General features: G+C 41.6%; 23 protein-coding genes. 14 read left to right on the top strand and 9 right to left on the bottom strand.

From position 1 onward, the window contains the following. Positions 1-31: 31 nt before the first annotated feature. From recF to dnaA, 3 genes are read right to left on the bottom strand one after another with little or no spacing between them, the layout of a single operon-like run. The gene (recF, locus tag DKT75_RS07305) at positions 32-1,126 is read right to left on the bottom strand and encodes a DNA replication/repair protein RecF (RefSeq protein WP_109822767.1); all 1,095 of its coding nucleotides are present in this window, start codon (positions 1,124-1,126) and stop codon (positions 32-34) included. Between the two features lie 12 nt (positions 1,127-1,138). Then, positions 1,139-2,251 (bottom strand): DNA polymerase III subunit beta, encoded by a 1,113-nt coding sequence (gene dnaN, locus DKT75_RS07300; protein ID WP_109822766.1) that lies wholly within the window; start codon positions 2,249-2,251, stop codon positions 1,139-1,141. A gap of 30 nt (positions 2,252-2,281) precedes the next feature. Further along, positions 2,282-3,781: a chromosomal replication initiator protein DnaA gene (dnaA, locus tag DKT75_RS07295; RefSeq protein ID WP_109822765.1), complete on the bottom strand. Its 1,500-nt coding sequence runs from the start codon at positions 3,779-3,781 to the stop codon at positions 2,282-2,284. A gap of 723 nt (positions 3,782-4,504) precedes the next feature. On the opposite strand from dnaA, the gene rpmH reads away from it, so the two are divergent. From rpmH to mnmE, 4 genes are read left to right on the top strand one after another with little or no spacing between them, the layout of a single operon-like run. After that, positions 4,505-4,639: a 50S ribosomal protein L34 gene (rpmH, locus tag DKT75_RS07290; RefSeq protein ID WP_109822764.1), complete on the top strand. Its 135-nt coding sequence runs from the start codon at positions 4,505-4,507 to the stop codon at positions 4,637-4,639. A gap of 39 nt (positions 4,640-4,678) precedes the next feature. Next, on the top strand, positions 4,679-5,035 hold the full coding sequence (gene rnpA / locus DKT75_RS07285; RefSeq protein ID WP_109822763.1) for a ribonuclease P protein component: 357 nt from the start codon (positions 4,679-4,681) through the stop codon (positions 5,033-5,035). A gap of 3 nt (positions 5,036-5,038) precedes the next feature. Continuing rightward, positions 5,039-6,685 (top strand): membrane protein insertase YidC, encoded by a 1,647-nt coding sequence (gene yidC, locus DKT75_RS07280; protein WP_109822762.1) that lies wholly within the window; start codon positions 5,039-5,041, stop codon positions 6,683-6,685. A gap of 15 nt (positions 6,686-6,700) precedes the next feature. Further along, positions 6,701-8,038 (top strand): tRNA uridine-5-carboxymethylaminomethyl(34) synthesis GTPase MnmE, encoded by a 1,338-nt coding sequence (mnmE, locus tag DKT75_RS07275; RefSeq protein ID WP_109822761.1) that lies wholly within the window; start codon positions 6,701-6,703, stop codon positions 8,036-8,038. 63 nt (positions 8,039-8,101) lie between these two features. On the opposite strand, the gene DKT75_RS07270 is transcribed toward mnmE, so the two are convergent. Further along, complete coding sequence (locus DKT75_RS07270) at positions 8,102-8,956, bottom strand: sulfurtransferase (RefSeq protein ID WP_109822760.1); 855 nt, start codon at positions 8,954-8,956, stop codon at positions 8,102-8,104. Positions 8,957-9,114: 158 nt separating this feature from the next. On the opposite strand from DKT75_RS07270, the gene fdxA reads away from it, so the two are divergent. Next, a complete protein-coding gene (gene fdxA / locus DKT75_RS07265; protein WP_109822759.1) occupies positions 9,115-9,438 on the top strand; it encodes a ferredoxin FdxA in 324 nt (107 codons plus the stop codon). 72 nt (positions 9,439-9,510) lie between these two features. On the opposite strand, the gene DKT75_RS07260 is transcribed toward fdxA, so the two are convergent. After that, a complete protein-coding gene (locus DKT75_RS07260) occupies positions 9,511-12,225 on the bottom strand; it encodes a hypothetical protein (protein WP_109822758.1) in 2,715 nt (904 codons plus the stop codon). A 95-nt stretch (positions 12,226-12,320) separates the two neighbouring features. After that, positions 12,321-13,043 (bottom strand): GDSL-type esterase/lipase family protein, encoded by a 723-nt coding sequence (locus tag DKT75_RS07255; protein WP_109822757.1) that lies wholly within the window; start codon positions 13,041-13,043, stop codon positions 12,321-12,323. Positions 13,044-13,342: 299 nt separating this feature from the next. Between DKT75_RS07255 and DKT75_RS07250 the strand changes: the two genes are divergently transcribed. Beyond that, positions 13,343-13,819 carry an Lrp/AsnC ligand binding domain-containing protein gene (locus DKT75_RS07250; RefSeq protein WP_109822756.1) on the top strand — a complete coding sequence of 159 codons (477 nt, stop codon included), beginning with the start codon at positions 13,343-13,345 and terminating at the stop codon, positions 13,817-13,819. Between the two features lie 21 nt (positions 13,820-13,840). Here DKT75_RS07250 and DKT75_RS07245 read toward each other — a convergent pair whose 3' ends face one another. Beyond that, complete coding sequence (locus tag DKT75_RS07245) at positions 13,841-14,335, bottom strand: hypothetical protein (protein WP_109822755.1); 495 nt, start codon at positions 14,333-14,335, stop codon at positions 13,841-13,843. Between the two features lie 183 nt (positions 14,336-14,518). Between DKT75_RS07245 and DKT75_RS07240 the strand changes: the two genes are divergently transcribed. Then, a complete protein-coding gene (locus DKT75_RS07240) occupies positions 14,519-15,856 on the top strand; it encodes an ABC1 kinase family protein (RefSeq protein WP_109822754.1) in 1,338 nt (445 codons plus the stop codon). Positions 15,857-15,954: 98 nt separating this feature from the next. Here DKT75_RS07240 and DKT75_RS07235 read toward each other — a convergent pair whose 3' ends face one another. Then, complete coding sequence (locus DKT75_RS07235) at positions 15,955-17,958, bottom strand: acyltransferase family protein (RefSeq protein WP_109822753.1); 2,004 nt, start codon at positions 17,956-17,958, stop codon at positions 15,955-15,957. Between the two features lie 121 nt (positions 17,959-18,079). Here DKT75_RS07235 and DKT75_RS07230 point away from each other — a divergent pair, with 121 nt between their 5' ends. Beyond that, positions 18,080-18,940: a D-amino-acid transaminase gene (locus DKT75_RS07230; protein ID WP_211665250.1), complete on the top strand. Its 861-nt coding sequence runs from the start codon at positions 18,080-18,082 to the stop codon at positions 18,938-18,940. Positions 18,941-18,972: 32 nt separating this feature from the next. On the opposite strand, the gene DKT75_RS07225 is transcribed toward DKT75_RS07230, so the two are convergent. Then, entirely contained in the window at positions 18,973-19,575 is a 603-nt protein-coding gene (locus DKT75_RS07225; protein ID WP_109822752.1) for a tetratricopeptide repeat protein, read from the bottom strand. A 239-nt stretch (positions 19,576-19,814) separates the two neighbouring features. Between DKT75_RS07225 and speA the strand changes: the two genes are divergently transcribed. From speA to DKT75_RS22235, 6 genes are all read left to right on the top strand, one after another. Then, entirely contained in the window at positions 19,815-21,740 is a 1,926-nt protein-coding gene (gene speA / locus DKT75_RS07220) for a biosynthetic arginine decarboxylase (RefSeq protein ID WP_109822751.1), read from the top strand. An 83-nt stretch (positions 21,741-21,823) separates the two neighbouring features. After that, positions 21,824-22,831: an AAA family ATPase gene (locus DKT75_RS07215; protein WP_109822750.1), complete on the top strand. Its 1,008-nt coding sequence runs from the start codon at positions 21,824-21,826 to the stop codon at positions 22,829-22,831. A 12-nt stretch (positions 22,832-22,843) separates the two neighbouring features. Next, entirely contained in the window at positions 22,844-23,479 is a 636-nt protein-coding gene (locus DKT75_RS07210) for a DUF3226 domain-containing protein (RefSeq protein ID WP_109822749.1), read from the top strand. A 92-nt stretch (positions 23,480-23,571) separates the two neighbouring features. After that, on the top strand, positions 23,572-24,807 hold the full coding sequence (locus DKT75_RS07205; protein ID WP_109822748.1) for a saccharopine dehydrogenase family protein: 1,236 nt from the start codon (positions 23,572-23,574) through the stop codon (positions 24,805-24,807). Between the two features lie 2 nt (positions 24,808-24,809). Continuing rightward, positions 24,810-25,547 carry a type III PLP-dependent enzyme domain-containing protein gene (locus DKT75_RS22240; protein ID WP_245923122.1) on the top strand — a complete coding sequence of 246 codons (738 nt, stop codon included), beginning with the start codon at positions 24,810-24,812 and terminating at the stop codon, positions 25,545-25,547. After that, on the top strand, positions 25,538-25,972 hold the full coding sequence (locus DKT75_RS22235; RefSeq protein WP_245923120.1) for a type III PLP-dependent enzyme domain-containing protein: 435 nt from the start codon (positions 25,538-25,540) through the stop codon (positions 25,970-25,972). Before DKT75_RS22240 ends, DKT75_RS22235 begins: the two co-directional genes overlap by 10 nt. Positions 25,973-26,021 lie beyond the last annotated feature (49 nt).

Here is a 26,021-nt window from a genome sequence, read left to right as displayed (position 1 = left end):
AGATTATACCACTTTGGCTACTCAAGAACAGCTAAACGCTTGAATCATTGAGAACTACTTTGCCGTGTTTCACGTGAAACATACAGTCTTCATCGTGCAGTGGAATCAGTTCTGACTGGGTGGTTGTCAGTAATAGTTGTTGGTTTAATCCACGTAATGTTGAGAGCAAACGAACCTTATTATCACCATCCAATTCTGCAGCAAGATCATCAATTGCTATAATCCCTTTGCGCTTATCATCAGGATCAATGCTTCGACTTTGGGCAAGCAACATAGCAATCGCAATTAGTTTTAACTGACCGCGTGAAGCACTATGCTGTGCAATTTGATCGTTAAATAAAACCTGAAGATCTGCTCTGTGAGCACCCGATAATGTTCTAGCAGATTTGATATCTGTCTCTTGTCGCTCTAGATAAAATGCTCTTTGGGACTCAACAGACAAATCCATGGCCTGCGCAAAACCAGAAGTAAGTTTCAATTTAATGGAGTGCCCTTCCAGCAGTTGGTCAGCAAAAATCGCCAACTGCGGATTCAACAATTCTAACGAGCGCTCTCTGTAACTGATGATTTGTAATTGTGCTTTTATCAATTCATCAGTCCAAACGGGCAAAGCAGAAATAAACTTTGGAACACGTAAACACAAATTTCTTTGCTTTAATATTCGTTGGTAGTTCTGCCAGATAGAATGAAATTCGGGAAATAAATAGAACGCAATCCAATCGACATAGGAACGACGAATCGATGGAGAGCCAGTCAAAAGTTCAATCGAATTTGGATCAATAATCGTAATTGGAAGGTATCGACTAAGCGCAGCTTGAGTATTTATATCTTGTTGATTGACTCGAATACGTGTGGTGGTTTTACTTTTTTCAATGCCGATACGGAAATGGTTTTCACCGTCATGACTGTCTGCACGAATAAGAATAGCTTCTTCATTCTGTCGAATGACATCGGTGATGCGGGAAGTTCGAAATGAGCGGCCGCGGGATAAAATGGCAACCGCTTCAAGGATGCTGGATTTACCAGATCCATTATCGCCACAAATTAGATTAACTCGTGGCGATAATTTAAGTTCAGCTTTTTCAATAACTCTACAGTGACTAATCGAAAGCTGCTCAAGCAACATAATAAATTACGTTTAAAGCCTTACCGGCATAACTACATAACGTACACCTTCATCTTCTGGAGATGATAATAATGCACTTGCTGCTGAACTTGTAAAACTGAAGTCGATCATTTCTCCTTCGAGATGATTGACTGCTTCAAGTACATAGCTCACGTTAAAACCAATTTCGAAAACGTCGCCACTATAGTTAATGTCAATTTCTTCTTCTGCACTTTCCTGCTCAGGATTATTTGACATTAACATCATCAAACCATCACTCAAGCGCAAACGAATACCACGGAATTTTTCATTAGAAAGAATGGCAACACGCGATAAGGTATCGCGGAAAACCATTCGATCTAGTTGGATACTGAAACTACTGTTAGATGGAACCGCTGCCTGATAGTCAGGGTATTTTCCATCGATCAACTTCGAAGTAAAACGCACGTTATCTTTTTCAACACGAATATGGTTGTTACTCATTTGAACACGCACATTAACATCGGCACTCGCTTCTAGAATTCGAGATAATTCTAAGGCACCTTTGCGAGGCACAATAATACTTGAACGCTCATCAACAGAAATAGCATCGTCTTTAAATTCACAAAGCGCTAAACGATGGCCGTCCGTAGAAACGGTATTAATCGTTCCAGATGTAATATCCAATAATAATCCATTTAGATAATAACGAACATCTTGGTTAGCCATGCAGAAAGACGTTTTATCCAGCAAACGCTTAAACTGGCTTTCGACTAATACGAGTTCGTGTTCTAGCGGAATTTCGTCTAGCTCAGGAAAATCTTCAGCAGGCAAAGTAGCTAACTCAAAACGACTACGCCCACCTTTGATTAATAGGCGCGAGTTTTCTTCGTCTTGTTCAACTTGAATAAAAGAATCAGATGGAAGCGCTTTTGTAATATCAAGAAGTTTACGAGCAGGCGCAGTAATTGCACCTTCCCTATCGACTTGAATATTGACGCTAGCGGATAATTCGATTTCAAGATCAGTACCAACTAAACGCAGTTGATCTTTGTAAACACTTAAAAGCACATTCTCTAAAATTTTAGAGGTATGTTTTTTTTCTACAGCACCCACAACGTTAGCAAGTAATTCTACAAGGGTGTCTCTAGCAACAGTAAATTTCATAACTTTTCTATCATCAGTTAAGCAACAACATTAGCTGCGTAGGGTTCTTGACAAAATGCGGTGTGCCTCTTCAAGACGGCTATCCGATTGTATCAGCTCTCGTACTTTACGGCATGCGTGAAGTACGGTTGTGTGATCTCGACCACCAAACTTTTCACCAATCTCAGGTAGACTGTGATTAGTTAATTCTTTAGACAAAGCCATCGCCATTTGTCGTGGGCGAGTGATTGAGCGTGCACGGCTTTTTGAGTCGAGATCAGCAACACGAATATTAAAATGTTCAGCAACGAGTTTCTTAATACTTTCAATGGTGACCATTTTATCCATGACGGCTAACTGGTCACGCAGTGCATCTTGAACAAAGTCCAAAGTAATCGTTGTCGTATTGCGTAAACGCAGAATAGCTAGAACTCGTAATAAAGCTCCTTCCAAGTCACGAATATTCGATCGGAAACGTCGCGCAATAAAGAAAGCAACTTCATTGGGAATATCTAACCCCATGTGCTCCACCTTCTTACGAAGTATAGCAACACGTGTTTCTACATCAGGCGGTTCAACCTCTACGGTTAATCCCCAGACAAGTCGGGACTGTAAACGATCATCAAGGTTCTCTACTTCACGAGGAAGACGATCACCTGTCATAATTATTTGTTTTTGACATTCCAACAAAACATTAAAGGTATGGAAAAACTCTTCCATGCTTCGCGTTTTATTCGCGAAAAACTGGATATCATCAATCAGCAGCGCATCGACAGAACGGTAATAATTCTTAAATTCTTCAATTTTATTATGGCGAAGTGCGGCAACCATTCCATTCACAAATCTCTCAGAATGTAGGTATACAACATTAGCCTCAGGGTTATGAGCCTTGATATGATTACCAATGGCATGCATCAAGTGAGTCTTACCCAGACCAACTCCACCAAAGATAAACAACGGATTATAAGAGGTACCCGGGTTTTCACCTACCTGGATTGCTGAAGCACGAGCCAATTGATTCGACTTACCCTCAACAAAATTATCAAACGTCAGTGAAGGATTTAGGTTGTTCGCAAATATGACCTGATTTTCTGCAGTCGTAAGACCAGGGTTAACATGCCTACCAGTCGTTTGGTAACCTTGATTAAAAGGTTGTGATTGGCCTAAGTTGTTACTCAGACTCGCACCTGTATGCATATTAGGGTTCACAAACTCAGAAGGCTGTTGAAGAGAATTAGGAAAAGGTGCAGCAGCAGCCATAGCTGGGTCTACTATATGGGGTTGTTCAGTACCGATTGCCATAGGTGCAACATAATCAGCACTACCGATCTGTATTCTCACTTGGAAGCTATCGTTCTTCTTAATTCTTCTGACCAATATAACTATACGATCTAAATAATAACTAGAAACGTGTTTTAGTACATAGTCGTTGGGTGCTAGGAGAAGCAAGGTGTCGTCGTGTTCTTGTCCATGTAACGTTCTAAGCCAAGTGTTTAGCTCTTGGTCAGGCAGGTCATTTTCAAGCAACTTAAGGCAATCAGACCAGAGCATAGGGCAGCAGTATCCAGAAATAAGGTTTAACGTAAACAATCAGGGTAAGCTAGTTTACAAGAAACCTAGTTTTATCCACAACTAAAAAATATTTATTTATTTATTATAAATAGCGAAATACTTGTAACCTCCTGTAATACAAGAATTATATTTAATATTACTAACAAATAAAGAGCTTATATGGTCAAATATTAATCAATATATATTCACAGGAAGCAACGCCTAAATATCTTGACAGCTTGTAGAGCCATACAGATCAACAGATTCCCCAAATAATAATAAACATTAAAAAGTGTCCACAGGATCTTTTTATGATTATAATTGCCTGTGGATAACTCGGTGGGCAAACACCTGCACCATTCTGTGGATAACAAGTGGATAAATGAGGCAGACAGACTTATCCACATTCCTTCCACATATTACTAATGACATAAACAGTTCTCATACAGGTAGCTTGTCATACTTAAGTACCTGTAATAGTTCTAGAAATGGAAACTATCCACAAAAAACTACTTCCCTTATTATTGTTGTTATCTTTTAAATATATAAAACAACTACAATCAACCAGCTCTGCAACTGACCGTCATCATTCAAATTTAAAACTAAATAATAAAAAAATTTGACATTTATCGCTGAGTCATTTATTTTCCTCATCCTTCCGCCACCTTGGCTGCTATTTGCCGGTGGGCATAGCAAAATAACGATGAACTTAGGTTTACTACGATGAAAAGAACATTCCAACCAAGCAACCTGAAACGCGCTCGTACTCACGGCTTCCGTTCACGCATGAGCACTGTTGGTGGTCGTAAGGTCATAAAAGCACGCAGAGCAAAAGGTCGCGCACTTCTTTGCCCTTAATTCGGAGTAGAGCGTTAACGTTCTAACCGAGTATAAAATATGACAGGATTAGACTTCAGCCGAGAGTTCAGACTAACTAAGGCTGAGGATTATCAGTACGTGTTCGCAAATGCGCAACGCTTCGGTAATCATAATTTCACCCTGTTAGTCAGGAAAAATGACTTAGGCCATGCACGTCTTGGCCTAGCTATCGCTAAGAAAAGTGTAAAACTCGCTGTAGATCGTAACCGTATCAAACGGTTAATACGCGAAAACTTTCGACATGAAATAGCTGAACTTCCCCCCATAGATATCATTGCCATGTGTCGTCGAGGCGCGGTAGAATTGCCCAGCCATGAAATAAGCGCGCAACTGGATACCCAGTGGCGGTATATTCGTAGAAAAATCCAAGGATGATCCATGGAACAACAACGCCCTCTTCTGTACTTAATGTTAGCCTTTATGGCTTTTATGATTTGGTCAACATGGAGTCAGCGCAACGCACCTCAGCCAATCCCTCAGCAACAGACAACACAAGGCAATGGTAGTAACCAGCAACTTGATGTTCCTCAGGCTGGTGGTTTACCTGCTGTAGCTGCAAGTGGCGTACCTAATACTACGGGTGTTGATGCTCAAAGCATTCGTGTAAAGACAGATGTTTTAGATCTTGAGATTAGTTTAACGGGTGGATCAATACTCGAAGCTGACTTACTGACATATCCTGTTAGTTTAGAAGAGCTAGATAATCCAGTCCGTATTCTCGATAAAAATAAGCAATATGCTGCTCAGTCAGGTTTGATTAATGTGACTAAGAGTGCTGATGATGCACCTAATCACTACGCATTGTTCACTGCTGAAAAAGAAGAATTCGTAATGGAAGGAGATACTCTCGTAGTTCCACTAACGTGGATGAATGAGAAAGGCCTCAACGTAGTAAAGACTTACACTTTCACACGCGGTAAATTCTTAATTGATGTACAGCAAACACTAAACAACCAGTCGGGGACTGTTTGGAGTGGTAATCAGTATCAACAATTAACACATGGTGACAATGATACCGGCGGTGGATTTGGTTTAACGTCTGTTTCTTTTGTTGGTGGTGCTTATTACAATGGTAAGTACACAAAAGTTAAACTGAGCGAATTTGAAGATACGGATGTAAGCGAACAAATTAAGGGTGGTTGGGCAGCAATGCTTGAGCATTATTTCTTGAGTGCTTGGATTCCTGGTCCTGATGCTAAAAACAACTATTACACTAAGTTTATAGGCGATCGTAATAGCCGCATCATTGGTTTGACCTCTCCTACTTTATCGGTACCTAATGGTGAAGCTGGTCAGTTCAATAGCCAATTTTATGTCGGTCCTAAAACACAAAAAAATCTTATAAAGATGTCGCCAGGTCTCGATTTAACAGTTGATTACGGACTGTTTAGTTTTGTATCCAAGCCTATATTCTGGGTAATGAATAAGATCCAATCAGTTGTCAGCAACTGGGGTTGGACGATCATTCTGATGACATTAACGCTTAAAATTCTATTCTTTTACCCATCAGCGATTAGTTATCGTTCAATGGCTAAAATGAAAAAGCTTTCACCTAAGCTTAAAGAATTAGCTGAAAAGCATAAGGACAATCCACAAGCTAAGCAAAAAGCAACGATGGAGTTCTACAAAAAGGAAAAGATTAATCCTTTAGGTGGTTGTTTACCTATTTTGATTCAGATGCCAGTCTTCATGGGTCTATACTGGGTACTACTAGAAAGTGTTGAGTTACGCCAGGCGCCTTGGATTATGTGGTTCCACGACTTGTCAGTAATGGATCCTTACTACGTACTGCCTCTATTGATGGGTCTTAGTATGTATATCCAGCAGCGACTTAACCCGCCTGCAGTATCTGATCCAATGCAGCAAAAGATTTTCCAGTTCTTGCCAGTGGTATTCACGGTAATGTTCTTGTTCTTCCCTGCTGGTCTTGTACTTTACTGGGTAGTGAACAACGTTCTATCTATCATTCAGCAGTACGTTATAACTAAGAAAATCATGGGTGATACTGCCCCTGTCCTTAACTAAAGTTATACAGAACTTATGCATGTAAATGACACTATTGCGGCCATTGCCACCCCGGCAGGTCGCGGTGGTGTTGGTATAATTCGACTATCTGGTCCTAAGGTTTCACTCATTGCTGAATCCATGCTGGGTCAACTCACAAAACCTCATCGAGCAGCCCACCGTCAGTTTTTAGGAAAAGACGGAACGGTACTTGATGATGGTGTTGCTATCTACTTCCCTGGCCCTCATTCCTTTACAGGCGAAGACGTTTTAGAGCTACAAGGTCATGGCGGTAAAATTGTCATGGATATGTTGTTACAAGTATGTCTTCAAAATGGTGCTCGATTAGCCAGACCTGGTGAGTTTTCTGAGCGTGCTTTTCTGAATGACAAGCTTGACCTCGCTCAAGCAGAAGCCATTGCTGACCTAATTGATAGTAGTAGTGAGCAGGCTGCACGCTCGGCTATACGCTCTTTACAAGGCGACTTCTCTGCGGCTATCAATTCGTTATTGACTCAAATTACTGAGTTACGCATTTATGTTGAGGCCGCTCTCGACTTCCCTGAAGAAGAAATAGACTTTCTTGCTGATCAACGCGTTTTAGATCGCGTTCACCGTATTCAATCGCAACTGGGTGATATTTTTAATAAAGCGAAACAAGGTAGCTTATTACGTGAAGGTATGCAGCTAGTCATTGTTGGTAAACCTAATGCTGGAAAATCGAGTTTACTCAATGCACTAGCAGGCCAAGAAACCGCGATTGTTACAGAGTATGCAGGTACTACTCGTGATGTACTGCGTGAGTCTATAAACCTAGATGGCATGCCGTTACACATTATCGATACTGCAGGGCTACGTGAGAGTGATGACCCAGTCGAGAAAATTGGTATCCAAAGAGCATGGCAAGCCGTTGAAAAAGCAGACTTGATTCTGTTCTTAGTTGACGATACCGAAGCTTCTGATATGTCACACCATGCATTGCTTGATCAGATGCCTGAAAAGCTACCACGGATCACTGTACATAATAAAATCGATAAAAGTGGCCATACCGAAGGTCTACATAACGAACACCTATACATATCTGCAAAGCAACATATCGGTATAGATACTTTACGCGGCACACTTAAACAACGTATGGGTTATCAAGGGGATAGTGAAGACTTATTTATTGCACGTAGACGTCATTTACATGCTTTAGAAGAGACGCAAGTTGCCGTTGATAATGCTTCAGAGCAGCTACAAGTCTTTAATGCAGGTGAACTGATGGCTGAGGAGCTTAGAGTCGCTCAAGATGCCCTAGGTCAGATCACAGGGCGCTTTACGCCCGATGACTTATTAGGTGAAATATTTAGTTCTTTCTGTATCGGGAAGTGATTAATAATCAATCAAATGTTTCATGTGAAACACCAACTACTGAATAGCTATTACCTAAAATAATTAAGTTTGACCGGTCACGATAGGTAACTCATGCCTTGCACCCCATTCGCTCCAAGAGCCATCAAATACAGATAACTTTGTGTATCCACAAATATCGGCAGCCAGTGCTAAGTGACATGCTGTTACACCAGAACCGCAACTAAAAACTAATGCTTGATCCTTCGATGCAACTGCGCTTAAGGACTTGTGAAGTTCTTCAGACGATCGCAAAAAACCATCAGCAATTAAGTCAGTAAAAGGCAGGTTTTTGGAGTTAGGGATATGACCGCTACGCAGACCTTCTCTTGGTTCTGGATCACTACCTACAAATCTACTTTGACCTCTAGCATCTAAGACAACCATATCGTCATCGTGCAGTTTAGTCAGAATGGAGTCAGCACTCAAGAATCTACTTTCTATTGGCTGTGCAATAAAGTCGCCCCTTTTGACTGGGAGAGGCGTTGATTTGTTTAAAGGCAAACCTGATTTTATCCATGCAGGTAGTCCACCATTCAATACACTCACTTTCACATGACCCATTGCTCTAAACATCCACCAAACACGAGGGCTAGCAAATAGGCCCATACCATCATAGACAACAATATGACTATCTTGGTTGATGCCTAATGCCTGGACACACTCGGTAAATACCTCAGGAGAAGGCATGGTGTGAGGGTACTCGCTCCCTAGATCACAAACTGTTTCATGAAAGTCAAAGTGTTGAGCATTAGCTATGCGTTGCTGATTCCATTCCGCTTGACCATCACGTTTCATCGCTGGCATGTACCAACTACCGTCTAATAAAACAAGCTGCTCATGAACCAGTTGTTTTGACAGTTCTTGAACAGAAATAAGCGGTGTAGGAAGTGTGGACATAGAAAAATCTCAACAGGTTGGATTGCGTTATAATTCAAAATATCATTTCAGAAATGCAATGACGTTGCAAATCAATACAAGTGGCACTTGCAACCATGCTCGGACTAATTGGATAATGGGCGTTGTTAAGCGTAATATTTTTAGATTAGGAAATTAACATGACTTTTGTCGTTACCGATAACTGCATCAAGTGTAAATACACAGACTGTGTAGAAGTTTGCCCAGTGGATTGTTTTCATGAGGGTGAAAACTTTTTGGTGATAGATCCTGATGAGTGTATCGACTGCTCGTTATGTGTTCCTGAGTGTCCAGCAGAAGCCATTTTTGCGGAAGATGACTTGCCTGCAGATCAGGTTAAATTCATCAAGATCAATGCTGACCTCTCAGTCAATTGGCCAGTGATCAGTGAAATGATTCCACACCCTGAAGATGCTGCTGAATGGGATGGAGTGAAGGATAAGTTGAAATACTTAAAAGAATAAAGAATAAAGAATACAAAAGACAGATAGCAAAAGGCCAGTTAACTTAACTGGCCTTTTGCGTTGTGCTAGATATTAACAGCCTGCTTCAGAAAACTCAGGCCAGCAACCTAATAGTGCTTCTTGGAATGTCAGTACCGCATCGTACTTTGGTGACTCCGTGCGAGTCATACCTAAGTGTTCCTTTAGACCAAAACTACCATAGCGATTGAATGACTGTGGCGATGTAAATAACACAAACTGCTTTGCGCCAGCTTCTTTCCAGCCTTCCATTAAGCGAGTGTAGTATTCGCCCATTCTATCATCACGATTCGCAGCTTGGAAAAAGTCTAGTAAGCTATTCTTACGCGCAGTAGATACCAAGGTATCTCCCCAGTTAACCGTTAGATGTTGCCCACCTTCATAAGCGTACAAGTCAATCGGATGCTCATCGGTACTGTAACTATCGGTCACAGCAACCTGTGGTGCGATTAGTTTGATTGTCGCCTCGACACTATCTGGGTCACCCCTTAATGAAGCGTCACTAATTGAATCATCGTAAACACCATTCATCACATCAAATACCTGTTCGAGTGATGTTACCTCTGACATGGTTTTAGCGACCGTCTCAGTATTAGAACAACTAGGATGATCATAGGTTTCACCAGAGCCATTAACGGCTTGGCGATTCCAACAACCATGAAAGTAAGGTGCAATGGCGATAGCATCGGTATGATCTTTAGCATCTTCAAACCCTAATAAGTTATCAGCAAGCGCCGCAAATTTATGCTGACCACCCATGATACGTTTCAGGCGGCTATTATTCGCAAAGACACCTTCGAATATCTTGAAGATCTGAATAGAGCGTTTAGCGTAATAACGAGTCCTTACAGAGAAATCACTATTACGGAATGGGAAGTTATCCATCGCACTAATTTCAGTATCGTTATACCCTTTTTGCATCACATAATGATGCCCCCAGAAACCTGCATTCCATACCTCATTACTGTATTCAACATGAGCAATTAGGTTGTCATTAAGTTCATCATTAAGAAGCTCTGCATACCGTGTAACAAAATCATCAGTAGCGTTATGACGGATGTTAAACCAAGGGTGAGCATCAAGCTGATTTGCTAAAGCAATACCAACTTCGATAGGCATACCTAGACGTTTTAGAACACTCGTTTTATACGAACCACCCCATTGTGCGGTATCTAAAGTTGGACGGTCTTGCCACTCAAAACTTTGCAATAAGCAGGCTTCATAGTCAGTGCCTGATAAACCAAGGCATGGGTTTAATGTTTGAGATTCAGGACGACGTGGTGATGCTTCCATAGAGTTCATGAAACGCAGCACACGAAAGTCTTTGTAGAAGTTTAAGAACTCAGGGTTAAACACAATCACGTTATCATTGTTTTTATACAGTTCAGCAAACTCAATAAATGATGTCTCACTACTACAGCTATCTTCAGTAGTGACTCGCTCAAATGGGTTTCCTTTACAGATACCACCCGACATAACAATTCGAATATTACGAATTGGGTCAGTCGCATCAATTGCTGTGATACTTATTTCGAGTCCACGAATGTTATTAATATTTTGTACTTTTCCTGAATCATCAGGGCAAGCATTAGCAGCTTTAACATCTACAGTATAATGCCCTTCTTCAAGTCGAGTACCGTTACAACCCATGCCGCTAAAGTTGATTTGACCCTTACCATCGTAAAAGACAGTGTAAGCCCCTTCAGGAAAAGATAAGCCTAGCGCAAATTGAAGGATACGCGTGAAAGCATATTTGCTTTCACCATTGGCAGTATCTGCATTAGCACAAGCATCAGGAATACTAGTTGGCCAACCGTTTGCATCGTAAATAATGTCATTACATGAGCCTTCCACAAAAGGACGAGCGACTCTGAATATGTCTGCTGTAATTAAGGGCTGGTTGATATGATCAGCTTCAGCTTGAGGCGTTTCTAAATTCACACCTAAAACACGATTGGCTGGCAAACTACTCGGCTTTAACAGCGCTTGCTCTAAGTTATATAAGCGAAAACCAGCGATAGGGTTAGAAGCATCAGCAGCGTTTAAGTCAGTTAATAGTGCTGGTAAGTTGGTAATCAGTGGATTACTGCTCTCACTTGCAGCGCTCAATGCTTCAATACTGGTAGGCAGTTGGTCAGTATCGACAGGTCCAAGTTCTAAACCAGCCACTTGAAAACTGATGCTGTGATCAGACTCTTGTTCAAACACACCATTTTGAGAAGTGGTACCAGAAGTATCGCCAGAAACATAATCCACGCCAGAAACAGGTTTACCATTTAAGGTTAAGATAGTTGAGGCAACAGGGTCTAGTGCTGCCAAATTAGCAGGCAAAGCATAGCTACTCACCGTACTACCTTGATCTTCTAATAAGATGGTCGGTAAGTTTTGCAACGTTGAATTATTTGCAGCAGCACTATTTGAGGCTAACAGTGATTCTATTGTTAGCGGGTCAGTGACCGCATCTGAAGCAACCGTCCCGATTAATACATCACCAATATAAACGGCAACCGTGGTGCTATCCTCGTAGTACTCAACTTCACCATTACTAGTAGTGACACCAGTCGTATCCGTTGCCCCGCCATAACTCGTGAAGGTCGCACCTGATACCGGCTTTCCATTCACTGTTAATACGCTGCTTTCAAGTGCTAGTCCGCTATCGACAGGTGTAGAACTATTGCTACTACTCCCGCTGCCTCCGCCTCCGCCTCCACATGCTGTTAGAAACAACATGGCAAAAAGTAAAAGCCCATGATTTATTAGTTTAGCCATCGTTATTTTTTCCCCAATTACTTTTTTATTATCGTTATTTATACAGTTAGTAAACAAATTTTATAGATAGTTCAAGGTGATAGATAATAGGACATTTATCTAAGTGATACATCTACTTTAAAATACGGCTTAAGGGTATCAATCCACACCTGATAAGCGCTTGTAGAGAGGTGTAAACCATCACCAACATGATATTCAGTTTTAAGATTTCCCTGATCATTTATTAGTAAGTGACTCATATCTAGAAAGCGTGCGCCATGTGATTTAGCAAGTAAGGCCAACGCTTGATTGATTTGGTCTACACGAAGATTAAAGCCTTGAGTCGTAACACGTTCATCAACAGGTAAAATTGCCTGCACAGTCACAGGAATACCAACTGGCAGTAGCTTAAAAATATGACTAAAGTTGTCCAAGATCTCATCATTATTTCGGTGAGTACGGATCAAGTCATTGATGCCTATTGCAACAATAATATGGGATGCTCGGCTAAGTGATTGGTATTTGGGAAGACGATTAATTAACCCATAAGTGGTATCCATTCCGATGCCGTAGTTAATAGCTGGGTGAGTGATGGCAGCAACATTTAACCCCTGTGTAATGCTATCGCCCAGAAAAATTACAGAGCCGGTTTTGACACTACCATCAAGCTGCTCTTGGCTACCCACCATGTTTGTGTAAAACGAAGTGAGTTCTTTTGATGTAATTAAGCCAAGCCCTAGCTTACGGTCAATCCTATAAGCTAAGTCAGTTTCTAGCACTGCTAGTATGGCTATGGCATGAATGAATATTAGCCATACGATAAGAATAAATTTAGTCATAGCCTCAGTATATATGGCTAAGTGAAATGTGGACTGAAGGATTTTTTACTAATGTTTATTCTGAAATTTGGAAGGGATTTTATAAAATGTCCCCCTAAGAATTAGAGTAAATAACTCTTACTAAAAGCGCTATGTTTAGTAATTAGTAAGAAATGCTCTTAAAATAAACATTGTGATAGGCATGTCGCTAGAAAAAAGTGTGAGTTCAGCGGGTTTAATAGTCCACCTCTCATTCATAGGTAACAATAGTGGCAAATTCTATTTATAATCCAATTATCAGAGTAATAAACTGGATAATTATGAAAAGCACCGTTAACCAACTAAGTCAGATTGATAAAGATATCCTAAGAATATTGCAAGACGACGGCCGTATCACTTACGCAGAGCTAGCAAGACAGGTTGGACTTACAACGACACCTTGTATCGAACGCGTTCGCCGTTTGGAACGAGATGGGTTTATTAAACAATATACGACGGTTATCAACCCAGAGCAGTTAGATGCTGGATTGATTGTCTTTGTCCAAATTCGTTTAGATAGAACGTCAAAACACACTTTCGCTCAGTTTAAAGAAGCGGTATTAGAAGTGCCTGAAGTGCAAGAGTGTTATCTAGTATCCGGCAGCTTCGACTACCTGATTAAGGTGCGCCTGGCTGATATGACGGCCTATAGAAAGTTCTTAGAAGAAGCGTTACTGTCGGTACCAGCAGTGCAAGAGTCTACAAGTATCGTAGTAATGGAAGCGGTTAAGGAAACCTTATCAGTCTCTATTCCTTAGCCATTTTTAGGTTGGCTGACCTTAGATAGGTTGACCACGGTACATACGAGTGGATGGTTTAGTGACGGTTGCTTCTACTGGAGGTAGTTCAGTTGTCCGCTCTGTTCTTTGGCCACGATACATCATGTATTGCTTATCCTCAGTGGTTAGTCGTTCAGTATCATTCTGGTCCAATTTTTTAATCTTCAATACATTCATGGCATAGTCATGATCAATCACCTCTCTTGCGTGACGAAGTGGTGATTGACTCTCCATAAACCGTGCAATGCCACGAATATCAGACGTCAATATTGCTTCTAACGCAGCATGCCCCTTATGACGTTTAAATGCACAATGAGTGATTTTCCCGTTACTCAATGCAAATCGACAAGATGCATTATCATCAGTGACTATAAAAAAGTTTCCACTACTTTCATTATCGATATGATCGGATAAGGTATGTAGCAATAAAGGTAAGCTTGCAAATAACCTGCTCTCTTTTGTTGTATCAATAACATCATTAGAATGAAACTTCATGTATACCCCGTTTATCATTATAGTGCTGATCATCTTATCCTGATGATTAGGTGCTCTTTTAGAGCTAGCCCAATTTATTGCGCACATTGTCCTAGTTAGATATGAATGACTAGTAATCTGTTTATTTAACGGTAAGCTTAGCTTTTATACAAAGATACTCTCTAACAACACGAGCAACTTTCGATGACAGATAAAGAGTTTGATAATAAAAATACTTCTGCAGTCCCTAGTGGCCGCTTATCTCGTTTTGCAAAGCTAGGTTCACTAGCAACAGGTGTTGCAGGTGGAATGTTAGCGGAAGGCGCCCGCCAAATTGCTAAAGGTAATCGGCCCAAGGCGCGTGACATGTTGCTCACTCCCGGTAATGCCAAACGTATTACTGACCAGCTCGCACAGTTGCGTGGCGCTGCGATGAAAGTGGGTCAGATCATGTCGATGGATACGGGTGACCTATTACCCCCAGAAATGACTGATATATTGGCTAGACTACGCTCCGATGCAAAATCGATGCCTCTGAGTCAGTTAAACAAAGTACTTGAGGAAAGTTGGGGTAAAGGCTGGAACCTGAAATTTAAACAATTTTCATTTGAGCCGATTGCAGCAGCATCCATCGGCCAAGTTCACTCAGCTCATACAAAAGACGGCCGCCATTTAGCATTGAAAGTTCAATATCCGGGTGTGCGTGAAAGTATTGATAGTGACGTAGACAACGTTGCCACACTGTTAAGAGTATCAGGGTTTTTACCTAAGACTTTAGACTATAAGCCGCTAATGGAAGAAGCCAAACAACAGCTTCACTTAGAAGCCGATTATGAGCAGGAAGCCCGATGGTTAAAGCAATATCATGAGCTACTTGCGGACGATACCGACTTTATACTGCCCGAAGTATTTGATGACTTAACCACCACCAATGTATTAGCGATGTCATTTGTGAGTGGTGTGCCGATTGAATCTTTAGAAAACGCGCCACAAGCTGACCGTGATAACGCGATTTCCTTACTACTAGGCTTGTTATTTAGAGAAATATTTGATTTCCGTCTTATTCAAACAGATCCAAACTTTGCTAATTATCAATATGATAGTGACACCAAGCAGCTGATACTTTTGGACTTTGGTGCAACACGAGAATACCCAGCTCACATAGCGGATGCCTACTTGAAGCTAATGACTGCAGGTACAGAGCATGACCGCGAGACTATGCAAGAAGCGATGAAGCAAATAGGTTTTTTTGCGGAAGATATAAACCCAGAACAACAGGAAGCAGTGATAGACCTCTTTGTTCAGGGATGTGAGCCGTTGGGCCATGATGGGATATACGACTTTGGTGAGTCACGACTTGCTGAAAGAATAAAAGAAGTCGGTTTAAAGCTCAGTATGGAGCAAGATTACTGGCATACACCACCGGCTGATGCGCTATTTTTACACCGTAAATTGGGTGGTTTGTATCTGCTAGCTGCTCGTTTAAAAGCGAGAGTAGATGTACGGACATTGTTCTTGGAACATAACGCTAACAATAAATAAGCCTTATATAAGCTAACGGCCATAAAAGTAAGCAAGTCAGTTTTAAGGTACTTAACTGACTTGCTATAAATCCTTATATAGTCTTTTAAACTATATCTTTAGTTTATAAATGCTTTTAATTGCTTGCTTTTAGCGCCTATTATTTTAGCGCCATCATACGACAAATGGCCTTTATCACGATAGATCGGAATACGGTTGAGTGATGTCGCACAGTCATTATCATCACAAATTAATTCGCTAAGCAGCAAAGTATTCACGTGTTTTTTGATGTTATCAGTCACCTGAAAAGCTTGGCGAGCATCATCTGAATAGTTACTACGTAAAAACGAACAGTCTTCTAAGTCACCACCAAACATGTTTTTACGAAACACACACTTCCCTAAATCACGCCCATCTGCCGGCGTTGGAGAGACAAAAAGCACTTCACGCCCTAGCTCGTTAACTTTAGAAGCCGTATTTAAGAACTTTTGACTGATTTCGTCCTTACTAGCCGAAACAAGCTCACCGTTATTACCAATTGCCTTTTGATCCACAAGGTAAGCAATCTGCGATGAGATAATGACCTTCTTGATGCTCGGCGTGCTAGCGATAAACTCCATCACGTCATGGTTGAAGGTAATACAGTTTTCCGCACCCTTTTTATTGGGCCTCATAATCGAAAAGTCGATGAGTGGTGGACAACTATTCTGCGTCAACTGAATGAGTTTTATGTTCTTATCAGCGCTCACTAAGGCGCCGCCAAGATGCATGGCAAAGCTGTCCCCCCATAACAATATCTCAGGGTTATTGTTCGTTTTACAATTATCAGACAGGTTAAATGACTGACAGTCTGGACTTAAGCCGTAGTTGTTTCTTACTTGATGCTCCAGTGTCGCCATTTTTTGGTTGTTAACCGACTGACGCTCTGTAAAGCCATTGTTTAAAAATAAGGCTAAACCAGCGGCTGCTAGTACAGACATGGCAGCAGAGGATGTCCAGAACACACGAGATCGTTGCTTAGGAGTTGCAACAGGGGCTTTGGTACGAAATGGTGTTTCTATATAACGCCATGATAAATAAGCGACCCCAAAGCTGATCAGTAAAATGATCACTTTAAGCAGTAGCGAAAAGTCGCCATCAAAACGAATTCTATAAAAAGCTAATAGCGGTTGGTGCCATAAGTAGGCGCTATAGCTGATTAAACCAATGAAAACCATCGGCTTAATTGTTAGAAGCTTTCCAACTAAACTACTTGCTGAGCAGAACAAAATAATTAATGTTGTTCCAACAACTGGAAGTAAGGTGTACGAGGATGGAAAAGGCGTGTGCTTATCATATAAAAACACACTAGCTAGAATCATGGCTAAACCCAGTAAAGGTAATACTTGCTGATGCTTTACCTCAGATCGCTTGAACATCATGAAGGCACAAATAGAGCCGGCTAAAATTTCCCATGCCCTAAACGGTATCAAGAAAAAGTTAGCAGTATTGTGGTTACGCCAACCGTATTCACTGAGGCCTAGACTCAGTAAAAAGCTCATTATGACTAGAGAAAAGACGGCTTTAAAACCAAAGCGCCAAGTCAGCAAGATAAAAATGGGAAAGATAATGTAGTACTGTTCTTCGACCGCCAAGCTCCAAGTGTGTAGCAGCGGCATTTCTTCAGAAGCCGCATCGAAGTAGGTCGAATGCTTCATGAAAAACAGGTTTGAGACAAAAAATATCGCGGATATGCTAGAGCCACCAAACTCTTTCAACTGCGAAGGTGCCATCCAAAAATAAGATACACAGAGACAAGCAAAAATCATGGCTAGCAAGGCAGGTAAGATACGTCTCGCACGACGCTCATAAAAACGACCAATCGAAAAATCATCCTCTACTTTCTCTCTGAGAATGATGGCAGTAATCAAGTAACCGCTGATGACAAAGAAAATATCAACTCCGATAAATCCCCCACTAAAGCCGGCAAAACCGATGTGGTAAAGCAGAACGGGCAATACCGCTAATGCGCGTAAGCCGTCAATTTCTGGGCGGTATTTAATGCTCATATGCTTAGTGTCATTATTTTTATTATTGCCACTAGTGTAGAAAAAGAAGTCTGCATCCTTGCTTAATCTGTCCATTCATCATGAACTGTATGAATTTATGGTTAAATCAACCTATCTATAGATATATATCAGTTGTTTCAACCTGTTAGTTTAAGTATATTTAGATGAAAGCTTTGTTGAGAATATTGAGATGAAAATGATGAGCAGAATAGTTTACGTCAATGGCAAGTTTGTCCCTGAAGAAGAAGCACGTGTATCCGTGTTTGATCGTGGTTTTATGTTTGCGGATGGCGTTTATGAAGTGTCGTCTGTGTTGCGTGGTAAATTGATCGAAAACGAAGGGCATATGACTCGTTTACGTCGTTCTCTGTCTGAGTTATCAATGCAGTCTCCTGGAACTGATGATGAGATCGAAGCGATACAAAACAGATTGATTACGCTAAACAAGCTTGATGAAGGTTTGGTGTATCTACAAGTAACGCGTGGTGCAGCTGATCGCGACTTTATTTATCCTGGTGAAAATGTAAAACCAACGCTGGTTTTATTTACTCAGGCTAAAAATGTGATTGATAACCCGATCGCAGAAACAGGTATTACTGTTAAAACGGTTGCTGATATCCGTTGGGCACGTCGCGACATCAAAACAGTAGGTCTACTCGCACCTTGTATGGCGAAGATGGAAGCGAAAGCGGCCGGCTTCAGTGATGCGTGGATGGTTGAAGATGGCTATGTTACAGAAGGTAGCTCAAACAACGCTTATATTGTGACTAAAGAAGGAACGATAGTGACGCGTCAGGTTGGTAATGCCATTCTGAACGGAATTACGCGTCGTGCTGTATTAGCACTCGCTGAAAAGCATAACTATAAGGTCGAAGAACGCCTATTTACCGTTGAAGAATGTTATGACGCTGCAGAAGCGTTCGTCACCTCTGCAACAATGTTTGTGCAAGGCGTGGTGAAGATTGACGGCGCAAAGTTAGGCGACGGCAAGCCAGGTAAAATTACTCAGCAGTTGCGTGAGTTATATATCGAAATGGCACTCGCTGAAGTGTCTTAAGCGACAACTTCAGCTATTCGCTAGGCCAGTATTTAGATAAATAATTCCTTCACTTCTGCGGGAATTGTTAATAATAAATTACGGCTACGCAAGTAAGGGTGGTAGTTCATTGCATGGATGAAAGTTTCTTTCGCCAGCAATGACTCCCCCCTATTAATGTAAATAATTCCTCTGCCTGACATAGCACCGAAGTGTCTTGGCTCAAGTTTTAATGTCTTAGCAATATCGTTAAGTGACTCTTCGTACTGGTCTAAATGAAAGTGTGCAAATGCACGCTGATTCCATCCTTCCGCATATTTTGGAAAGCGCGATACAACCATGTTTAGTGTGGTAATAGCTTCTTTGTATTGTTCATCATCAATATGCCCCATCGCGGTGTACATCAGCGCTGCGAGCTTCTCGTCTTTTGGTGTCATCCAAATACGCCATATTTCTTTTTCATGGCCATAAGCTTCTACCGCACTTTTAGCATTTCGTAGAGACAGAAATAAAGTATCCAACTGGTTATGTTGGATTTTTGTAAGCTCACGATTAGGCTTAACAGCGAATTCAATCGAATCTTCTGCTAGTACAAGAGAGGCACTGAAGAGGGTAAAAAAAGAAAGACTTACGACAAGTATTGCAGTAGTTTTCACAACGACTACTCCGAGGTTGGGTGCGGTAATTATAGGAGACAGATTTAAATTTATACAATTAACCTTAGGAAATAAATACGGTATTAACAATAATTTAGATGCTTTAACCCTAAGAGGGCATATTTACTAGCGCCAAAAAATAGTTTGGTGGTACAATTTTCGGCTGCATAAAATGTGCAAGGTGAGTCAACGCCATGGCGTTGTTGTTTATAGTATTTTTTGAATGGAAGTCGTTGTGAATGAGTCAAAATCAACCACATAGCGCAGCAGACTGGTCAGTCGAACAAAGTGCAGATTTATACAGCGTCAAACAGTGGGGAGCGGGATACTTTGACCTCTCCGATAATGGTGATGCGACCGTTACGGTCAATATCAAGGGTGAAAAAGTCTCTGTCGCCATTATTGATATTGTTAAAGGTATGCAAGAGCGTGGTATGGAGATGCCTTGCATCTTACGTATCGAAAACCTGTTGGATTATAGAATTCAGCAGCTTAACGAAGCATTTGCCAATGCAATTAAAGATGCGGATTATCAAAACCATTACCGTGGCGTCTTCCCTATCAAGGTTAACCAGCAGTGTCACGTGGTTGAAGAGATCGCGACGTTTGGCCAGCGATATAACCATGGTTTAGAGGCGGGCAGTAAAGCCGAGCTGATCATCGCGTTATCTCAGCTCAAAGATAATAATAGCCTCATCATTTGCAACGGTTATAAAGATGCTGAGTTTATAGAGCTAGGGCTTTATGCGCGTCAAATGGGCGTACAGTGCTTCTTTGTACTTGAAACGCCAGCAGAGCTACCAGTCATTCTTGAGCGCAGCGCAGCGTTAGGCATAGAGCCGTTGATTGGTGTGCGCTTACGCTTATCAACTACGGTTGATGGACACTGGCAAGAAGATAGCGGCGATCGCTCTATTTTTGGTTTATCGACTTCTGCTTTATTAGATGTGGTTGACCAGCTTAAAGCGAATGACAAACTGCATTGCTTGCAGATGTTGCACACTCACCTTGGCTCGCAGATTCCAAATATCCGAAATGTCCGTACTGGCGTTGCAGAAGCTTGTCGTTTCTATGCAGGGTTAGTCTCAGAAGGCGCGCCACTGGGTTATCTAGACTTAGGTGGTGGACTTGCTGTGGACTATGAAGGAAGCAGTAGTAATAGCACTCACAGCATGAATTACCAGCTGGATGAGTACTGCGTCAATATCGTTGAAACAGTAAAAGAAACGTTAGATGCAATGGCGATTGATCACCCGGTGTTAGTGTCTGAGTCAGGTCGTGCGACAGTCGCTTATTCGTCGATGTTGCTGTTCAATGTGCTGGACGTACGTGACCATAAGCCAGGACAGCTGCCAGATAGCCTGCCAGAAGATACTATTGAGGTATTGAAGAACCTGTTCTCGGTGTTAAACACGGTGACACCCAAGAACTTCCAAGAGTGCTACAACGACTCGTTGTATTACCGCGATGAAGTGAGAGACTTATTTCACCGAGGCCAAGCGACATTGCGTGAACGCGCCCTAGCAGAAAATATTAACCTCGCAATCCTCGATAAAATTGCCGCGATTTTGCCAAGTATAGCGCGTGTACCTGCTGAGCTAGAAAACCTACCAGAGCTGTTATCCGATATTTATTATGGCAACTTTAGTTTGTTTCAGTCATTACCTGATGTCTGGGCAATTGACCAAATTTTCCCAATTATGCCGATTCATCGTTTGGATGAAAAACCGACACGCGACGCTATCATTGCAGATATTACCTGCGATTGTGACGGCAAAATTGATAAATTTTCATCACCAGCAGGGTATGTAAATACACTACCTTTGCACCCCTTGAAGCCAGATGAAGAATATTATTTAGGGGTCTTCTTAGTTGGGGCGTACCAAGAAACGTTAGGAGACTTACATAACCTATTTGGTGATACCAATGTGGTCAGTGTGAAAATAAATGCAGGCGGCGATTTTGATTTTCAGCGTGAGTTTGAGGGCGACAGCATCTCGGACGTACTCAGTTACGTGGAATACAGCCCTAGCACAATGCTGGAGCAGTTCCGTAAGAAAGCTGAAGTGGCAGTGCGTGAAGGTAAGATATCCGTTGCCATGAGAAAACAGATGTTAAAAGCATTTAGAGACAGTTTACAGGGTTACACCTACTTTGAGCGCTAGTTGATCTAGTCTTGTGCAATTTTAGGGTTGTTGGATAATGTGAGTTATACTTTAACCCTAGCCCTAATTTTAGTGTGAATATCATGCCTTTAGTTGATTCCGTCCAATTTAAAAACTATCGAAACTTTACTGACTTTGAGATGAAAGATCTCAAGCGGGTAAACTTGATTGTGGGTGATAGTAATGTTGGTAAGACGGGGTTGTTAGAGGGGTTGGTGACGCTTTGGGGTGATGAACAACAGTTTAAAGCTTTGCCTAATACATTTAGAATGAATTATGGGAATGACATAACGACAAAAGAGAACTTTTGGAGTTGGCTCTACCCAGAAAAAAATAAAAGCCTCAGTGTTGAGTTAGCGTCACACTATATTGGATCTCAAGACCATGAAGTACATAGGGTGAGATTTAGGGATGATTTTACTAGGTACAAAGAATATGTGACTCCAGAAAAAATAACTAATGCAGGCTCTGGAAGGTTTAATGTGGTCCCCGCCAAGGTATATGAAGAATACTTTCACCGGGACTTTCTAAAGATAAACATCTTACCTATAGGTATTGGAGACTACGAAAAGCAAAAAAGTTTATTCAACAAGGTATCATTAATGAAGAATGGCGAGTCACAACTGATTGATTCGTTAAGTGTAATCGAGCCGCGATTAAATGGCCTAAGGTACCTTGAAGCACCTCCGTCAACACAACCAATGGTATATGCTGATGTTGGATTAGATTACAAAATCCCGACCACTCAATTCGGCCATGGTTTTACACGGTCAATGGAAATGCTCTCTAATTTAATTTTATCGGGTTCAGACATTATGATTGCTGATGAAATTGAGAATGGTATTCATTACTCAGCGTTAGGTTCTGTTTGGAAAGCAATTATCGACTATGCAGTAAAAAATGATGTTCAGGTGTTTGCAACAACACACAGTCGTGAATGTATTGCTGCTGCTCATGAAGCGATGGAAGCTCAAGATAACTATGAATTAAATGTTATCCGTCTGCAAAATAGAAAAGGTGAGGTTGTTGCTATCAATCATGATGAAGAAGATATAAAGACAGCGTTTGATCTTAACCTGCCATTACGGTAACTGGAGAGTAATATGCAAATCGTTAAGTCTCCTTTTTTGCTGCTTGTGGAAGGAAAAGATGATCACATCATGTTGTCATCCTTGCTTTCTCATCTTGGAAAAAATAAAGAAGCATTTCAGATAGTCCCTTATGGTGGGAAAGATAACTTTAAAGCTGTCTGGAAAAATATTAGCAATCAGGCAGAGTTTGAAGATGTTAAAGGCTTGGTTGTTTTTAGAGATGCAGATGAAAGTTGTGATTCGGCACTACAAAGTATTTGCGATCAGCTAAAAAGAGATGAGTTGGTTCCTCGTGATGCTGTTCCAGTTGAAGCTGGCGTTGTTAATAAACAAAACCCTGCAATCTCTGTAGGTGTTTATATTATGCCTGATTGTTCTAGCATAGGAGCGTTAGAGGCTTTGTTGCTAAAGTCTTTAAGCGATGATATGCAGTCTGCTGCTAGTGGCTTTGTTTCCGGAGCACATAATCACATTCCAGAGGCACAGCTAGCTAAGTACAAAAGCTCAGATAAAAGTAAAAGCTATGCTTATTCAGCATTGTTTGAAAATGCTAATTTTCACGATACATTTAAGAAGAACTTATGGGATTGGGATCACCCAATTTTTGATCAATTGAAGAACTTTTTAGATGAGTTTGAAATAGAGTAAATTCGCGAATTTCTCGATCACACAAATTTATTAAATTTTACTGAAACAACAAGCACCAGCTAATTCAGAATGCTGTGTGTGGGGGTATAGCTATGTCTAAGGTCATGATAATTGGTGCCGGCGGTGTCGGTGGTGTAGTAACGCACAAATGTGCGCAGTTACCTGAAATATTCAGTGAGATTATTTTAGCGAGTCGAACTGAGTCAAAATGTAAGGCAATAGCCGAACAACTCAGTCGCCCTATTCGCACCGCTCAAATTGATGCGGATAATGTACCCGACTTGACTAAGCTGTTAGAAAAAGAGCAGCCGTCACTAGTGATCAATGTTGCTTTGCCTTACCAAGATTTGACCATTATGGACGCGTGCTTAGCCGCTGGCGTGGACTATATGGACACGGCAAATTACGAGCCATTAGATACGGCAAAGTTTGAATATAGCTGGCAGTGGGCATACCACGAGCGCTTTAAAGAAGCAGGTTTGACGGCATTACTAGGGAGTGGTTTTGACCCTGGCGCGACCAATATGTTTACAGCCTACATCGCTAAACATTATTTCGATGAGATTCACGAGCTGGACATTATTGATGTTAATGGTGGCGACCATGGTTATCCGTTTGCGACTAACTTTAACCCTGAAATCAATATTCGTGAAGTCACTGCAGAGTGCCGTCATTGGGAAAATGGTGAGTTCATTGAAACACCTGCCATGTCGAAAAAGGCTAGCTTCACTTGCCCAGAAGACGTGGGTACTTACAATATTTACCGTATGTACCACGAAGAGTTGGAGTCGCTAACTAAGCACTATCCAACACTTAAGCGCGCTCAGTTTTGGATGAGCTTTGGTGATAGCTACTTAAAGCATCTAGAAGTACTTGGTAATGTTGGTATGACTAGCATTGAGCCGATTATGTATAACGGCCAAGAAATTGTACCGATTCAACTGCTTGCTCAAATGTTGCCAGACCCATCAAGCTTAGGCCCACGTACAAAAGGTCGAACCTGTATCGGTTGCGTAGTGAAAGGTATCAAAGACGGTAAGGAACGCATTATTTACCTCTATAACACTTGTGATCACCAAGACTGTTACAAAGAAGTGCAGTCACAGGCGATTTCATACACCACCGGTGTTCCTGCCATGATCGGTGCCAAGATGTTGCTTGAGAAAAAGTGGAAAGCCGACGGCGTATGGAATATCGAACAGTTTGATCCAGACCCGTTTATGGAAGACATGAACAAGTACGGCCTACCTTGGAAGGTACTAGAGCTGACAGACTTTGACTTAGATGACAGCAGCAAGACACAAACTGCTGACGGTAAGGCTGTTTAATCATGCAATTTACGGACTTTAGCAAGCTGGATTTATCCCGCTTGCCCTCGCCTTGCTTTGTGGTCGATGAAGTTGCCGTAGAGCGTAATCTCGCAATCTTGAAAGAGATTGCTGATGCGTCAGGTGCGAAAGTCATTGCTGCATTGAAAGCATTTTCAATGTGGCATTTAGCGCCGCTGACCAGTCGTTACTTAAGTGGTACTTGCGCAAGTGGCCTGCACGAGGCGCGGTTAGGTTATGAAGAATACGGTGGAGAAGTGCATGTATTCTCAGCGGCTTATAGTGAAGATGACTTCAAAGAGCTGCTGACCTTTGCGGATCACATCGTGTTTAACTCTCAGTCGCAATGGCTGCGTTTTCAACCATTGATAAAAGCCGCTTTAAAAGAGCGTCACATAGCGTTTGGTCTAAGGATTAACCCTGAACACTCAGAAGGTGCCGTCCCTATTTATGACCCGTGTGCGCCTGGTTCACGTTTAGGTATACCTCTCTCTCAGTTGGACGAGTCGTTGCTTGAAGAGATCAGCGGGCTTCACTTTCATACCTTATGTGAGCAGGGCTTTGAGCCGTTATCACGGACACTAGATGCTGTCGAAGCTAAGTTTGGTCACCTTCTAGTACAAATGGAGTGGGTAAATTTTGGCGGCGACACTACATTACCGCAGATGACTATGATCGAGCGGGTTTGGTTGAGCGAATTAAAGCCTTTTCAGAGAAGTATCAGGTTCAAGTGTATTTAGAGCCTGGAGAAGCGGTTGCGATTGGCACCGGTGTATTAGTCAGTGAGGTGTTGGACATTACGTGGAATCAAGTAAACCAAGCTATTTTAGATACTTCTGCGACCTGTCATATGCCCGACACATTAGAGATGCCATACCGTCCCGATATTTTGGGAGCAGCAGAAGCAGGGGCGTTAGCCCATAGTTATCGTCTTGGTGGACTGACCTGTTTAGCAGGTGATGTTATTTCTGACTATAGTTTCGCACAGCCTCTGTCAGTGGGCGAACGTCTTATCTTCGAAGATATGGCTCACTATACAATGGTTAAAACGAGTACTTTTAACGGAACAAAGCTACCCGCTTTGGCTGTTTGGAACTCTCAGAGTGATGACCTAAAAATAATTAAGCAATTTAATTACTCTGATTTTCGCCAACGGTTATCTTAAGAAATTACCTGCGTTAAAATCGTAATAACACAGGTGATTCTTAGAAAAA

It is taken from the genome of Leucothrix arctica (assembly GCF_003172895.1).
Lineage (GTDB): Bacteria > Pseudomonadota > Gammaproteobacteria > Thiotrichales > Thiotrichaceae > Leucothrix > Leucothrix arctica.
The sequence above is the reverse complement of the archived record's forward strand: the minus strand, read 5'-3'. Positions and strand labels throughout refer to the sequence as shown.

Coding starts and splice junctions, on each gene's coding strand:
- recF (WP_109822767.1), bottom strand. CDS start 1,126: ATGTTGCTTGAGCAGCTTTCGATTAGTCACTGTAGAGTTATTGAAAAA.
- dnaN (WP_109822766.1), bottom strand. CDS start 2,251: ATGAAATTTACTGTTGCTAGAGACACCCTTGTAGAATTACTTGCTAAC.
- dnaA (WP_109822765.1), bottom strand. CDS start 3,781: ATGCTCTGGTCTGATTGCCTTAAGTTGCTTGAAAATGACCTGCCTGAC.
- rpmH (WP_109822764.1), top strand. CDS start 4,505: ATGAAAAGAACATTCCAACCAAGCAACCTGAAACGCGCTCGTACTCAC.
- rnpA (WP_109822763.1), top strand. CDS start 4,679: ATGACAGGATTAGACTTCAGCCGAGAGTTCAGACTAACTAAGGCTGAG.
- yidC (WP_109822762.1), top strand. CDS start 5,039: ATGGAACAACAACGCCCTCTTCTGTACTTAATGTTAGCCTTTATGGCT.
- mnmE (WP_109822761.1), top strand. CDS start 6,701: ATGCATGTAAATGACACTATTGCGGCCATTGCCACCCCGGCAGGTCGC.
- DKT75_RS07270 (WP_109822760.1), bottom strand. CDS start 8,956: ATGTCCACACTTCCTACACCGCTTATTTCTGTTCAAGAACTGTCAAAA.
- fdxA (WP_109822759.1), top strand. CDS start 9,115: ATGACTTTTGTCGTTACCGATAACTGCATCAAGTGTAAATACACAGAC.
- DKT75_RS07260 (WP_109822758.1), bottom strand. CDS start 12,225: ATGGCTAAACTAATAAATCATGGGCTTTTACTTTTTGCCATGTTGTTT.
- DKT75_RS07255 (WP_109822757.1), bottom strand. CDS start 13,043: ATGACTAAATTTATTCTTATCGTATGGCTAATATTCATTCATGCCATA.
- DKT75_RS07250 (WP_109822756.1), top strand. CDS start 13,343: ATGAAAAGCACCGTTAACCAACTAAGTCAGATTGATAAAGATATCCTA.
- DKT75_RS07245 (WP_109822755.1), bottom strand. CDS start 14,335: ATGAAGTTTCATTCTAATGATGTTATTGATACAACAAAAGAGAGCAGG.
- DKT75_RS07240 (WP_109822754.1), top strand. CDS start 14,519: ATGACAGATAAAGAGTTTGATAATAAAAATACTTCTGCAGTCCCTAGT.
- DKT75_RS07235 (WP_109822753.1), bottom strand. CDS start 17,958: ATGGACAGATTAAGCAAGGATGCAGACTTCTTTTTCTACACTAGTGGC.
- DKT75_RS07230 (WP_211665250.1), top strand. CDS start 18,080: ATGATGAGCAGAATAGTTTACGTCAATGGCAAGTTTGTCCCTGAAGAA.
- speA (WP_109822751.1), top strand. CDS start 19,815: ATGAGTCAAAATCAACCACATAGCGCAGCAGACTGGTCAGTCGAACAA.
- DKT75_RS07215 (WP_109822750.1), top strand. CDS start 21,824: ATGCCTTTAGTTGATTCCGTCCAATTTAAAAACTATCGAAACTTTACT.
- DKT75_RS07210 (WP_109822749.1), top strand. CDS start 22,844: ATGCAAATCGTTAAGTCTCCTTTTTTGCTGCTTGTGGAAGGAAAAGAT.
- DKT75_RS07205 (WP_109822748.1), top strand. CDS start 23,572: ATGTCTAAGGTCATGATAATTGGTGCCGGCGGTGTCGGTGGTGTAGTA.
- DKT75_RS22240 (WP_245923122.1), top strand. CDS start 24,810: ATGCAATTTACGGACTTTAGCAAGCTGGATTTATCCCGCTTGCCCTCG.